We start from the raw sequence: 348 nt of genomic DNA on the forward strand, positions 1-348 counted from the left end.
ACCATTTGTATTCGAAGGCCGTAAAAAGATTATACAAGCACTGAAAGGTGTAGAAAATATAGCACGCAACGTTGATGCACTGCTTGTAATAAACAATGAGAGACTGATTGATATCTATGCCGACCTGACTATCCCCAATGCTTTTGCAAAAGCTGATGATACGCTGACAATAGCAGCTAAAGGTATTGCGGAGATAATCACAGTACACGGACATATAAATCTGGACTTTGCCGATGTGAAAACCATTCTGAAAGATGGTGGAGTAGCCATTATGAGTAGCGGACGAGGCGAAGGAGAAAATCGTGTGGAAGATGCAATTGTAAACGCACTTCACTCTCCATTATTGAA

The 348-nt window shown here is 41.1% G+C and carries 1 pseudogene; it reads left to right on the top strand.

Annotated elements, in window-relative coordinates:
- Positions 1–348 (top strand): annotated as a pseudogene (locus B3P17_RS07155) (cell division protein FtsZ); the annotation flags it as partial.

The organism is Dysgonomonas sp. UBA7630 (assembly GCF_002483985.1).
In the GTDB taxonomy this organism is placed as follows: Bacteria; Bacteroidota; Bacteroidia; order Bacteroidales; family Dysgonomonadaceae; genus Dysgonomonas.